11 protein-coding genes are annotated in these 12901 nt (G+C 71.7%); 7 read left to right on the top strand and 4 right to left on the bottom strand.

Annotation, left to right across the window (positions count from 1 at the left end; genetic code table 11):
* Nucleotides 1–16: 16 nt before the first annotated feature.
* Together ACFY9E_RS01585 and ACFY9E_RS01580 are read right to left on the bottom strand one after the other, a co-directional pair.
* The gene (locus ACFY9E_RS01585) at nt 17–1240 is read right to left on the bottom strand and encodes an ATP-grasp domain-containing protein (RefSeq protein WP_390978265.1); all 1224 of its coding nucleotides are present in this window, start codon (nt 1238–1240) and stop codon (nt 17–19) included.
* A gap of 582 nt (nt 1241–1822) precedes the next feature.
* Nucleotides 1823–2419, bottom strand: coding sequence for a transposase (locus ACFY9E_RS01580; RefSeq protein WP_390978263.1), 597 nt, complete (start codon nt 2417–2419; stop codon nt 1823–1825).
* Between the two features lie 109 nt (nt 2420–2528).
* Between ACFY9E_RS01580 and ACFY9E_RS01575 the strand changes: the two genes are divergently transcribed.
* From ACFY9E_RS01575 to ACFY9E_RS01565, 3 genes are all read left to right on the top strand, one after another.
* Nucleotides 2529–2933: a type II toxin-antitoxin system PemK/MazF family toxin gene (locus tag ACFY9E_RS01575; protein WP_390978261.1), complete on the top strand. Its 405-nt coding sequence runs from the start codon at nt 2529–2531 to the stop codon at nt 2931–2933.
* Between the two features lie 764 nt (nt 2934–3697).
* Entirely contained in the window at nt 3698–4117 is a 420-nt protein-coding gene (gene panD, locus ACFY9E_RS01570) for an aspartate 1-decarboxylase (RefSeq protein WP_390978259.1), read from the top strand.
* Between the two features lie 25 nt (nt 4118–4142).
* Nucleotides 4143–4502, top strand: coding sequence for a GNAT family N-acetyltransferase (locus ACFY9E_RS01565; RefSeq protein ID WP_390978257.1), 360 nt, complete (start codon nt 4143–4145; stop codon nt 4500–4502).
* 490 nt (nt 4503–4992) lie between these two features.
* On the opposite strand, the gene gndA is transcribed toward ACFY9E_RS01565, so the two are convergent.
* A complete protein-coding gene (gene gndA / locus ACFY9E_RS01560) occupies nt 4993–6432 on the bottom strand; it encodes an NADP-dependent phosphogluconate dehydrogenase (protein ID WP_390978255.1) in 1440 nt (479 codons plus the stop codon).
* Between the two features lie 351 nt (nt 6433–6783).
* On the opposite strand from gndA, the gene ACFY9E_RS01555 reads away from it, so the two are divergent.
* Nucleotides 6784–7992: a transglycosylase family protein gene (locus ACFY9E_RS01555; RefSeq protein WP_390978253.1), complete on the top strand. Its 1209-nt coding sequence runs from the start codon at nt 6784–6786 to the stop codon at nt 7990–7992.
* Here the strand turns inward: ACFY9E_RS01555 and ACFY9E_RS01550 are convergent.
* A complete protein-coding gene (locus tag ACFY9E_RS01550; RefSeq protein ID WP_390978251.1) occupies nt 7982–9448 on the bottom strand; it encodes a DMT family transporter in 1467 nt (488 codons plus the stop codon). The genes ACFY9E_RS01555 and ACFY9E_RS01550 overlap by 11 nt on opposite strands.
* A gap of 209 nt (nt 9449–9657) precedes the next feature.
* Between ACFY9E_RS01550 and ACFY9E_RS01545 the strand changes: the two genes are divergently transcribed.
* From ACFY9E_RS01545 to glgC, 3 genes are read left to right on the top strand one after another with little or no spacing between them, the layout of a single operon-like run.
* A complete protein-coding gene (locus tag ACFY9E_RS01545; protein WP_390978249.1) occupies nt 9658–10413 on the top strand; it encodes a (2Fe-2S)-binding protein in 756 nt (251 codons plus the stop codon).
* 39 nt (nt 10414–10452) lie between these two features.
* Entirely contained in the window at nt 10453–11604 is a 1152-nt protein-coding gene (glgA, locus tag ACFY9E_RS01540) for a glycogen synthase (RefSeq protein ID WP_390978247.1), read from the top strand.
* A gap of 51 nt (nt 11605–11655) precedes the next feature.
* A complete protein-coding gene (gene glgC / locus ACFY9E_RS01535; RefSeq protein ID WP_390978245.1) occupies nt 11656–12876 on the top strand; it encodes a glucose-1-phosphate adenylyltransferase in 1221 nt (406 codons plus the stop codon).
* Nucleotides 12877–12901: the final 25 nt, after the last annotated feature.

Genomic DNA, 12901 nt, shown 5'->3' with positions numbered 1-12901 from the left:
GGTGGGAACCGCCGAGTCAGGCCGGGACGACGAGGTCGCCGAGCGCCTGCCAGCGGTCCAGGGCGCCCTGCGGCGAGTCGGCGGTGAACAGGGCGTGGCCGAGGCGCGAGCGGCAGTCCTCGACGCCCGGGATGGTCTCGCCCGGCGCGAAATACAGGGCGGTCTCCGTGACTTCCGGCAGTGCCTCCAGCTCCGGCCACCCGGTGAGCTCCCGGTACGAGGAGCGGCCCGCGGCGGAGAAGAAGCGGATGCCGGCGCTCTCGGCCTGCGGCCGCGCGAAGGCGCCGGCTGCCTCCAGGCCGATGCCGAGCGCGGTGGCGACTGCCACCCTGGGCAGGCTGACGCCGGTCACGAGCCGCAGCAGCTCCACGATCCGGTCGCCCGGCAGCCGGGCGCCGATCTCGATGAGCACCGGACCGTCGGCGGTCAGGCGCAGTTCGCAGTGGAAGGGGCCGCTGGTGATGCCGACGGCGCGGACGACGTCGCCGACGTACGCCTCGACGTTCTTCAGGGTGGCGTCGTCGACGAGCGCCGGGGTGAGGTGGCCCAGCTCCACGAAGTCGGGCTCGGGGCCGAGCAGCGTGCGGCTGAGGGCGACGACGGTGACCTCGCCGCTCTCCAGGACATAGCCGTCGGCGCTGAACTCGGGGCCCTGGACGTACTCTTCGACGAGCACCCGGTGCTCGTGCAGCTTGCCCATGTCGGGTTCCGGGTCGGTCACGAGCCGCTGGAACGCGGCGGTGAGCTGGTCGAGGTCGTCGGCGCGGCTGACGTGGATGCTGCCGGAGCAGGCGACCGGCTTCAGCACGCAGGGGAAGCCGACCCGCTCGGCCGCGGCGCGCAGTTCGGCGTCGGTGGTCGCCTGGGCGAAGCGCGGGGTGCGCAGCCCGGCCTCCGCCACGGCGGCTCGCATGACGCTCTTGTCCCGGACCCGGTCGACGGTCGCCACGGGCAGGCCGGGCAGGTCCAGTGCCGCGGCGACGCGCGCGGTGGCCGTCACATAGATGTCGGAGCCCGGCAGTACCGCCTCGAACGGCTCGGCCCGGTGCAGTTCGAGCACGGCCGCTTCGAGGGCGGCCTGGTCGTTCGTCTCCACCGTCAGCACCGAATCGGCCGCCGCGCGCACGGCGTCGGAGAGCCGGCGGTCGCCGGAGTCGGCGGTGGCGACGACGACCCGCAGTCCCATCTCGGCCGCGACGCCGATCAGGGTGGCGCCTCCGGAGGAGGCGGGTTCGACCACAAGGACGCGGGCAGGACGAAGTGCATCTGTGTGCGGCAAAGCGAAATCCCCCGAGGCAGAGCTGTATGGACCGGACTCGCGATCGCGATCCTGGTCGTGATCTTTCTATCCGGGCGCCTCGGCCCCGGTCAATGGATGACCGCAAAATTATCTGCGAGAGCGCACCTGAGCCGCAGGTTTTCCGGTACGAGAGCCCTGTCGGTGCCTGTTCGACCCGGAAGCGACCGAACGCCTTCGTGAAGGTGCTCAGCGGCGCGACGTCACCTTCGGCCGGCTCGGGCACGGCGGACGGGGCATGCCGTCGCCGCCGGTCGGTCGCCTTGGCGAGGGCGGCCCACGTCGACTTCGCCGCCTCCCGCTACGGGTCGCAGGATCGCGTCATGGCTTCCAGCGCCGTGGCGTACCGGGCGCCCATGCGGCATGGGCAGGTCCCGATGAGCTGAGCCCTCGGGTGGAGTGCGGCGGGGGAGGCGTATGGGCTGGTTCTGGACACTTTCGCGATGCCTGGTGACGAACAGCGAGTCGTGCGCGGTTGGTCTGAATGGCCTGTATCCCTAGTGCTACAGCCGTAGATCGTGATCTTCATGCTTGAGCGGCTTGACGCCGGGTCCCAGTCGTAGAAGCGGTGGCCCTCGGCTCCGGTCCCTGCGGACAACTTCTGCCGGCCCTCTTGGGCACCTTCCTGGCCGACATGTCGGCGCGAAACCTCCCGGCGCCTGGGGTGACTTCGTGCGAGCAGGCCACCGCGAGGACGTAGCCGGTGCCGCGTTCCTCCAGCGCGGTGCGCAGGCTCGGGGTGCCGCCGTAGACCTCGTCTCCCGCGACCCAGGCGGCGCGATGGCCGGCGTCGAGGAATCGGGTGACCATGCGAGCGGCCAGCTCCGGCTTGGTCGCGCACTCCGTATCGTCACCGAGGCCGGCGGCCCGGCAGCGGTCGGGATCGGAGGTCCAGGAACCCGGAACATGGAGTTCCCGATCCCCTGCGGCGTGCCCGCGGCGGCCGACGTAGACCAGGTAGACGGCGACCTGGGCGTTCTCGAGGTCCGACAGCAGGCCGAGTACCAACTTCCGGGCCCGGCGTCGGGATTCGACCCGTGTGAAGCGTCCCGCTATCCGGCTCATCAGGCCCTCGAACGCCTCCTGCCAGCAGGCAGGGTCTACGCTGTGACCTGTGGCCACCGCATGATCGTTTGTCTTCACACGCCGATGATCAACGGTGGCCGCACCCGTCTCCACACCGCGTCAGGTCGCGCAGCGTCTGCCTGCCGTCCTGTGAATCGGAGGGCTTGTGCAACGTGGCGAAGTCTGGTGGGTCCAGTTCGACGAGCGGAGGTTGGTCGTACTGCTGTCAGGAGACGACGCGTCCGGGTTCCAGGCGATGCAGGTCGTCGCTCCGGCGGGCCTCGACATCAGCGGTCTGGGCATCGAAGTGACGGTCGGCGCCGGTGAAGGGCTGCCGCTCGAAGGCGTGCTGCGGCTCGCGTTCCCGAGTCCAGGCTTCACCCCGTGCACGTGGCTGACCACCGTGTCCCGGGACGACCTGATGGAGCGGGCGGCCGTCCTGTCCTCCGGGAAACTCAGCGAGATCGACGAAGCCCTCCGACTCGCTGAACAAGCACAGGAGCGGACCCCGGCAACGACCGCGAAGCTCAGCGAGATGAGGGACGCCCTCCGTCGCGGTGAACTCGGGTAGACGCAGAAGGAGCCGACGCCCGCGACGGCATGGGCGATCTCGGGCGAGATGATCCACGCTGGACACCTGCCGCCTCGACGCCCCTCACCATCGAGATCACGATCTACGGCCGGAGTACTAGCCGCAGGTAGATCGGAGCGTTCTGGTGAAGGCGGTTATTGGGGGATGAGTGAGAGTCTTGCCTTCTGATCAAGGAAGGTTGGAGCTCGCCGGAGGCCGGAACCTGGGGATGGCTCACCATGAGGGAATCCCTGGTGTGAGCGTTCATGGAATCCGTTCCACGGCATAGGCTCCATGCCCGCCTTTCCACGGGAACTCTCCCGCTGTGGCGGCTTGCCCTGGAGATCACCGCACGCGCCTCACTCGGGGTGAACCGGGAATTGCTGGCGTTCAGGGGCAACCCGCCCTCTTAGGGAAAGGCGCATGCCCCCGTGATACCGCAGCAGACGACCAGCCATCAGCCCCTACGACACCACGAGTTCAATCTCGGTAGCTCCTTGCTCCGGTTCCCTCGACTTGCCCGCTGAGTCATCAGGAAAGTCGGCATCCGATCAGCATCAGGCCGGGACAATCCTCCGTACCTGCTCCTGTCCGACGGCTCTGCGGCAGCTTGATTCGCGCAGACCGCGCAGGTGATAAGCCTGCTCGCCACCTGAGTGCACGATGCTGTGAAAAGTCTTCGAGTCGAAGGCATGCCGATGTACAGTGAACGACGCCCCTGACCTGCAGAAAGCCGGCGGGGAGCCGTCTTCTAGGAGTCCAAAGTGCTGCGTACTCTGTTCAAGTCCAAGATCCACCGCGCCACCGTCACCCAGGCCGACCTGCACTACGTGGGATCGGTGACCATCGACGCCGACCTGCTCGACGCCGCCGATCTGCTGCCCGGCGAGCTCGTGCACATCGTGGACGTCACCAACGGTGCCCGGCTGGAGACGTACGTCATCGAGGGCGAGCGCGGATCCGGCGTGATCGGGATCAACGGGGCCGCGGCCCATCTCGTCCACCCCGGCGATCTGGTGATCATCATCAGCTACGCGCAGGTGACGGACGCCGAGGCACGGGCACTCACCCCCCGGGTCGTGCACGTGGACCGCGACAACCGGATCGTGGCCCTGGGCGCCGACCCGTCCGAGCCGGTGCCCGGCTCGGACCAGCAGCGCAGCCCGCAGGCCGTCGGGGCCTGACCGAAGCAAGACGAGGAGCGTGTCCATGAGCGACCGGGAGACCAGTGCCCCGGAGATCCGTGACGACCGGGCTGCGGGCCGGCTGGAGGCCGTGTCCGGCGGCGAAGTCGTCGGCCGCATCGAGTACTTCGTGCTCGACAGCCCCGAGCGCGCGCTCGTGCCCGTCCACACGATCGTCGAGCCGGCCCACGAGGGCCAGGGCATCGCGGGTTCACTCGCCCGTGAGCTCTACGCCCTGGCCGGCCGCGAGGACCGCGCGGTTGCGTCTCTCTGCCCCTACGTCACCAAGTGGGCCGAACGCCATCCGGACGAGGCGAAGCCGGCCGATCAGGCCCTCCTCGCGGCGGCGAAGGACTGGCTGAGGGCCCACCCCGGCCGCTTCTGACGGCCGTTCCCGCCACCCCGGCCCCCGTTTACCCCCACCTGGTCCCGTCCCCGTCCTGCGGGGGAGTGACTGCGCAGGGGCGGGCCGGGTAGGCGGGGCAGTAGTCCAGAGCCGGAGTCGTCCCACTGGCTGGAGGACCTGATGACGAACCCGATTCCCGACCCCGTGCCGCCGGCCCCGACACCGGGACCGGACCCCCGGCGCCCGGAGCCGCACCCCGACCCCGTCCCGAACCCGCAGCCCCCGCCGGGCCCGGAGCCGACTCCGCCGCCGCCCGCGCCCACCCCGCCGCCGGGCCCGACCCCGCCGGCACCCCCGGGCCCCGACCCCGTGCCGGGCCCCGACCCCTCGCCGATCCCCCCGGGACCGGACCCCGTACCGAGCCCGGAGCCCGGCCCGCCCCTGTCCTGACAGACCCCCGTACGCGAACGGGGCGGTGGACGGCACACCTGCCGTCCACCGCCCCGCGTACCGCCCTCGGCGGCAGCGCTTACGCGGAGGTCTCCGACCGGTCCCCGCCCCACAGCGTGTGGAACGAACCGTCGCGGTCCACCCTGCGGTAGGTGTGCGCACCGAAGTAGTCCCGCTGCCCCTGCGTCAGCGCGGCCGGAAGCCGCTCCGCGCGCAGGGCGTCGTAGTAGGCGAGCGCCGCGGCGAAGCCGGGCGTCGGCACCCCCTGGCGGGTCGCGGCGACCAGCACCTCGCGCCAGTCGTCCTGGGCGTCCGCGATCTCCCGCGCGAACGTCGCGTCCGACAGCAGGCTCGGCAGGTCGGGCCGGGCGTCGTACGCGGCGCGGATCCGGTCCAGGAACGCCGCACGGATGATGCAGCCGCCCCGCCACAGCGCGGACACCGCGCCCAGGTCGATGTCCCAGCCGTACTCACCACGGGCCGCGTCGATCTCGTGGAAGCCCTGCGTGTACGACACGATCTTCGACGCGTACAGCGCCTGCTCCACCCGGTCGGCGAACGCCCGGGCCTCCGCCTCGCTCAGCGGCTGCGCCTTCGGGCCGGCCAGCCCGCGCGAGGCCTCCCGCAGCTCCGCGTGGCCCGACAGCGACCGCGCGAAGACCGCCTCGGCGATGCCGGACACCGGAACGCCCAGGTCCAACGCGATCTGCACGGTCCAGCGGCCGGTGCCCTTCTGCTCGGCCTGGTCGACCACCACGTCCACGAACGGCTTGCCCGTCTCCGCGTCCACGTGCGACAGCACCTCGGCCGTGATCTCGATCAGGTACGAGTCGAGACGGCCCTGGTTCCAGGTCCGGAAGATCTCCGCGATCTCGGCGGGGGAGTACCCGGCGACGTCCCGCAGCAGCTGGTACGCCTCGCCGATCAGCTGCATGTCCGCGTACTCGATGCCGTTGTGCACCATCTTCACGAAGTGCCCGGCACCGTCCGGACCGACATGGGAGACGCACGGCGAACCGTCGGCCGCCTTCGCCGAGATCTTCTCCAGCATCGGGCCGAGCGAGTCGTAGGACTCCTTCGGGCCGCCCGGCATGATGCTCGGCCCGTTCAGCGCGCCCTCCTCACCACCGGAGACGCCCATGCCGACGAAGTGGATGCCCTGCTCGCGCAGGTCGCGCTCCCGGCGCCGGGTGTCCGCGAAGTGCGCGTTGCCACCGTCGATGATCATGTCGCCGGGCTCAAGCAGCGGCGCGAACTCCTGGATCACCGCGTCCGTCGGCTCTCCGGCCTTCACCATCACGACCAGCCGGCGGGGCCGCTCCAGCGCCGCCACGAAGTCCTTCGCGCTCTCACACGCGACGAACTCCCCCTCGCCTCCGAACTCCTCCACCAGGGCGTGCATGCGCGAGGGCGTCCGGTTGTGCACCGCCACCGTGTAGCCGTTGCGGGCGAAGTTGCGGGCGAGGTTGCGGCCCATGACCGCGAGACCCGTGACGCCGATCTGCGCTGTACTGCTCATTCGGTTCGCTCCTAAAGACCTCGGTATCGGTGCTGCCGGTGGGTGGTGCCCAGGGGCATCCCCCGTCGACCATCCTTACGTGCCGCTACTGCGTCCGCACGCGCGGGTCGCACGGCGTGGCGCAGCCTGATACGGAACAGAGCCCCGTCGCACTCAGCCGATGTACGCGTCCCCGCGCACGGCGCACCCGCGCACCGCGTGCCGTACACGGTGCACCGCCGGGGCGCACGTCGCGCAACAGGGGCCTCATACCGGCCATTTGGACTCCCGGGCGGCTGATAGCCGTCTTGTTCTGGCCGGTTCGCTGCGCTTACTTTTGCCCCTCCAGACGCATGCCCAGGGGGGCTTTCGATGGCCGTACGGGGCCGGCACCGCCGGTATCAGCCGAACAGGATCAACCGCGCCTCACTCACCGTCACGGCGGGCGGCGCGGGTATGGCGCTGCCGTTCATGGGCACCGGCGCCGCCCAGGCGGCGGACGTGGACACCTGGAACAAGGTCGCCGCCTGCGAGTCCACCAGCAACTGGAACATCAACACCGGAAACGGCTTCTACGGCGGGCTGCAGTTCACCCAGTCCACCTGGGAGGCCTACGGCGGCCGGGCCTACGCGGCCCGCGCGGACCTGGCGAGCAAGGACCAGCAGATCGCCGTCGCGGAGAAGGTGCTCGACGGGCAGGGCCCGGGCGCCTGGCCGGTCTGCTCCGTACGGGCCGGACTGACCCGGGGCGGCGGCGAGCCCGACATCCGGCCGGCCGCCGAGCGCACGAAGCGGAAGGACGCCAAGAAGACCTCGCTCGAGGACGTACGGCCGCAGTCCACGCCGCAGTCCCGGGCGGGCAACGCCGAGATGTACACCGTGGTGCACGGCGACACGCTCTCCGGCATCGCGGACGACCAGGACGTACGGGGCGGCTGGCGGGGCCTGTACGCCGCCAACCGGTCGGCCATCGGCTCCGACCCCGATCTGATCGTGCCCGGCCAGCGCCTCGCGCTGCGCGGCGAGGGCGCCACGAAGACGCGTCCCGCGCACCGGCCGGCGCCGTCGGCCAAGCCCTCGACGAAGAAGCCCGCCCAGGACCGCGCCAAGGAGCGGCCCAAGGAGCGGACGAAGGACGAGAACAGGGAGCGCGCCGACCGGTCCACGGCCACCCGGCAGGGACTCGTCGCCCCCGTCAGCGCCTCTCTCGGGACGCCCTACCGCAAGGCGGGCTCCGCGTGGTCGAAGGGCTACCACACCGGCGTCGACTTCCCCGTCCCCACGGGCACGACCGTCAAGTCGGTCGCGGCGGGCAGCGTCGTCAGCGCGGGGTGGGGCGGCTCCTACGGCTACCAGGTCGTCATCCGGCACGGCGACGGCCGCTACAGCCAGTACGCCCACCTGTCGGCGATCTCCGTGCGGGACGGGCAGTCGGTGAGCGCCGGCCAGCGCATCGGCCGCTCCGGCTCCACCGGCAACAGCTCGGGCCCGCATCTGCACTTCGAGGTGCGGACGGGGCCCGGGTTCGGCTCGGACGTCGACCCGGTGGCGTACCTCCGGGCGGGCGGCGTCAGGATCTGACACGTACGCGGTGCCGGTCGACCATGGGCAGCGGTACGTACGGGATGCCGTAGAAGGGCACGTAGGAGAGCGGGCGCTCGTCGTCGAAGACCGACACCGACGGCTCCCCGCTCTCGCACGGGGCCTCCGCCACGGACGCCGCCACCACCGCTGCCCCTGACCCGGGCCCTGTGCCCGGCCCGGGCACGAGCACCGCTGCCTCCGGTACCGGCACCAGTACCTCCGCCGGTGCCTCCGGCCCGGGTACGAGCACCACGGCCTCCGCGCCCGGCCCGGGCACGAGCACCGCTGCCGCTGCCTCCGGTACCGGCACCAGTGCCTCCGCCGCCTCCGGCCCGGCCTTGAGTCCAGTCGCCTCCAGCCCCGGTACGAGCACCGCCGGTGTCCCCGGCCCAGGTACGAGCACGGCCGTGGCCGTCCCCCTCTCCGGCCCCGCCGCGAGCACGTCCTTCACGAGCGGTCGCCGGCCCGCGGGCAGCGCCTCGGCTCCGACGGTCACCGGCTCGGGCAGACCGCCCGAGTGCTCGGGGGCCCCGCCCGCCGGTGCGGGCAGCTCTCCGGAACCACCGTCCACGGCCTGCGACGCACGCCCCGCTGCCGACAGGGCACCCGCGGTCGACGGCTGCCCGTGTGTGAGCCGCTCCGTCGTCAGCAGGATCAGGCCACCCGCCGCCACCACGGCACAACTCAACGCGAGCGCCGTGCCCGTCGTGCCGTAGCGGAAGGTTTCCCCGAACATCGTGATGCCGACCGCGGCCGCCACCACCGGGTTCACGACCGTCAGCGTGGCCAGCGGGGCCGCGAGGCCGGCGCCCCGGTAGGAGGCCTGCGAGAGCAGCATGCCGGCCGTGGCCAGGACACCGATCACGGCGAGGGACGGCACGTCCGCCGCCGACACACCGCCGGTCCAGTCGACCGCGACGGTCTTGGTGAACACCGAGGACATGCCGAACGCGATCCCGGATGCGGTGGCCAGCAGCATGCTGCGCACCGCCGGGTGCCGGTGCGCCGCCCGCGCGGCGATCATCAGCGCCACGACCACGCCCGCGGTGACGAGGGCGACGGCCACCCGCTGCGCCGAGCTCAGCGACCGCGCGTCGGACGCGGCGACCAGGGACAGCAGACCGGCGAGCCCCACCGTCGCCATGATCGCGCCCCGCCACGCCGTGGCACCGGCCTTGCGGCCGACGAACAGCGCCGCCATCGGCAGAGCCACCACGATGGTCAACGCGCCCAGCGGCTGCACCAGGCTCAGCGGACCGTAGGCCAGCGCCACCACGTGCAGCAGCCCACCGAGGCCGTTCAGCGCGACCGCCGCCCACCAGCCCGGCCGGCGCAGCGGCGCGTACTGCTCGCCCGGCGAGGACTCCGCCACCCGCTCCTGCACGATCGCCCCGCCCGCGTAGGCGAACGCGGAGACGAGGGACAGCAGGACGGACAACGCGAGGGCGCTCATCGGCTGCTCCTCTGCGTCAGGCGGGGGCGCTCGGCCCGGCGCGGCGAAAGGTGGGCTTTCATGACCAACACCCTGCCGTGTCCAGGTCTTCCCGTCGTCGTCCCTGAGCACTCATTGGGTCCTACTGCCGATGGAGTACGAGGGGAGCCCCGTCATCCCCAGGGTGGGCGCCTCCGGTCGGGGCCACCGGGTCGCATCCCTTAGGGGCCTTGGTACTACTGCTCTTCGTGGACCTCGACCCCGACCTCGCCGCGCTCCGCCCGCTCGCCGGCTTCTTCGTGCTGCGCACAGAAGGAGCATCGGCCGGGTCTCTCCCCACTCTCGCACAGGCGTACGTCGCAACGTCACGGGATGTGTCAGGAAATCCTCTGATTTTTCGTGTGCGGAAGGTCGCGACCGCGCTGCGCGCCCCGGAGCCGCGCGTCGCCGCGTCCGTGACCCACCAGGGGCTCGCGGCCCGGCTCTGGTCGGTCGCCCTCGGCTGCGCCGCGCTGTACGGCTCCGTCCCCGACCTCGACGCCCGGCTGTTGCACTGGGACGCCGACGGCAGTGCACCCGACGACCTGTGGCTCACCGGCGTACGGCCTCTGCCCGGCACCGCGCCGACCGTCGCGGACGTCGTCCTGCACGGCCACCTCGTACCGCTGGCGGCGGCCCTGCGCGTCCACCACCGCCTGGCGCCGGGCCTGCTGCGGGGCAACGCCGCCTCCGCGCTGGCCGGCGCCGCCCGGGAGCTCGACCGCTGGGCACGGCGGCACGGCCGCACGGACGTCGCCGTCCGGGCCCGCTCCCTGACCGCGGAACTCCTCGCGCACCCCCTGCTCGCCGGCGCCGGAACCCTCACCGGATCCGCCTTCCGCCGCCGCAGTTGCTGCCTGTACTACCGGGTGCCCGGCGGGGGCGTCTGCGGTGACTGTTGCTTCACACGGCCGCCTCGCTCTTCCCCACGCGCCTCTTCTGGGTGACCATGAAAGGGAACGGCCGCTGAGAGCAGGGAGTTGCGGGTGCGCGTCGGACTGCTGACCCGGGAGTACCCGCCGGATGTGTACGGCGGTGCGGGCGTCCATGTGGAGTTCCTCGCCCGTGAGCTCAGACCGCTCGTCGACCTGGACGTGCACTGCTGGGGCGAGGGCCGCGCCGACGGTGTGCGGCGCCACCGGCCCTGGTCCGCGCTCGACGGCGCCAACGACGCGCTGCGCACCTTCTCCGTCGACCTCGCCATGGCCGCGGCCCTCGAGGGCCGCGAGCTGGTCCACTCCCACACCTGGTACGCCAACCTGGGCGGTCACCTCGCCAAGATGCTGTACGGCATCCCGCACGTGATGACCGCGCACTCCCTGGAGCCCCTGCGCCCCTGGAAGGCCGAGCAGCTCGGCGGCGGCTACGAGCTGTCCAGCTGGGCGGAGCGCACCGCGGTCGAGGCCGCCGACGCGGTGATCGCCGTGTCCGCCGCCATGCGCGAGGACATCCTGGGCTGCTACCCGGCGCTGGACCCGGAGCGGGTCCACATCGTGCACAACGGCATCGACACCGGGCTGTACCGGCCCGACCACGGCACGGACGCCCTGGACCGCATCGGCCTGGACCGCTCCCGCCCGTACGTCCTCTTCGTCGGCCGGATCACCCGCCAGAAGGGCGTGCCCCACCTGCTGCGCGCGGTGCGGGACATCGACCCGGCCGCGCAGGTCGTGCTGTGCGCGGGGGCGCCGGACACACCGGAGATCGACCAGGAGTTCCGCGAGCTGTTCGGGCAGCTGAGCGAGGTCCGCGACGGCGTGTTCTGGATCCCGAAGATGCTGCCGCGCCCGGAGGTGATCCAGCTCCTCACCCATGCGGCCCTGTTCGTCTGCCCGTCGGTGTACGAGCCGCTCGGCATCGTGAACCTGGAGGCGATGGCCTGCGGCACGCCCGTGGTGGCCTCGGCGGTCGGGGGTATCCCCGAGGTCGTGGACGACGGCACCACCGGCCTGCTCGTGGCACCCGGCGACGGCTTCGAGGCGGGCCTCGCCCGGGCCATGGACACCGTCCTGGGCGATCCGGCGGCCGCCCGGCGGATGGGCGAGGCCGGGCGGGAGCGCGCGGTCGGCGAGTTCGGCTGGGACGCGGTGGCCCGCCGCACGGTCCGGCTCTACGAGGAGATCGTCAAACAGGCTTAGTGGGTACTGCTCAGGGGCAGGCATCGGGAAATCGGCGTGAGGGGAGCGGCCATGCGAGGTGGTGGTCCTTCGGTCCTGGGGATCGTGCTGGCGGGCGGTGAGGGCAAGAGGCTGATGCCCCTGACCGCCGACCGTGCCAAACCGGCGGTGACCTTCGGCGGTACGTACCGCCTGGTCGACTTCGTCCTGTCCAACCTCGTCAACGCCGATGTCCTGCGCATCTGCGTCCTGACGCAGTACAAGTCGCACTCGCTGGACCGGCACATCACGACGACCTGGCGGATGTCCAACCTGCTGGGCAACTACGTCACGCCCGTGCCCGCCCAGCAGCGCCTCGGTCCGCGCTGGTACCTGGGCAGCGCGGACGCGATCCTGCAGTCGCTGAACCTGATCTACGACGAGCGCCCCGAGTACGTCGCCGTGTTCGGCGCCGACCACGTCTACCGCATGGACCCGCGCCAGATGCTCGCCCAGCACATCGAGAGCGGTGCCGGCGTGACGGTCGCGGGGATCCGGGTGCCGCGCACCGAGTCCTCGTCCTTCGGGGTGATCACGCCGGGCTCGGACGGGCAGACGGTGGAGCGCTTCCTGGAGAAGCCGTCGGCCCCGCCCGGTCTGGCGGACGATCCCAACTGCGTGTTCGCCTCCATGGGCAACTACATCTTCACCACCAAGGCCCTCATCGAGGCGCTCAAGCGGGACGCGGAGGACGAGTCCTCCGTGCACGACATGGGCGGCTCGATCCTGCCTCAGCTCACCGAGCGGGGCGAGGCGGCGCTGTACGACTTCAGCGCCAACCACGTGCCCGGCGAGACCACCCGCGACCAGGGCTACTGGCGGGACGTCGGGACGCTGGACGCCTACTACGAGGCCCACATGGACCTCATCGCCGAGCGGCCCGCCTTCAACCTGTACAACCGCAGCTGGCCGATCTACACGCACTCGTACCAGCTCTCGCCGGCCCGCTTCAACGCCGGCGGCATCGCCAGCGAGTCCATCATCAGTGCCGGCTGCCTGGTGCGCGGGCAGGTCACGCGGTCGGTGCTGTCGCCGGGTGTGGTGGTCGACCCGGGCGCCGTGGTGCAGGGCTCGGTGCTGCACGACAACGTGCACATCGGGCGGGGCGCGGTGGTGCGCGGTGCCGTGCTCGACAAGAACGTCGAGGTGCCGCCGGGCGCGACCATCGGCGTCAACCCGGAGCGGGACACGGAGCTGTACACGGTCTCCAAGGGCGGGGTCATCGCCCTCGGGAAGGGGCAGTTGGTCACCTGACGCGGGGCGGCCCCGGGGACTTTGT

The organism is Streptomyces sp. NPDC012466 (assembly GCF_042955215.1).
Classification (GTDB): Bacteria; Actinomycetota; Actinomycetes; order Streptomycetales; family Streptomycetaceae; genus Streptomyces.
This window is presented reverse-complemented; position numbering and strand designations above follow the sequence as displayed.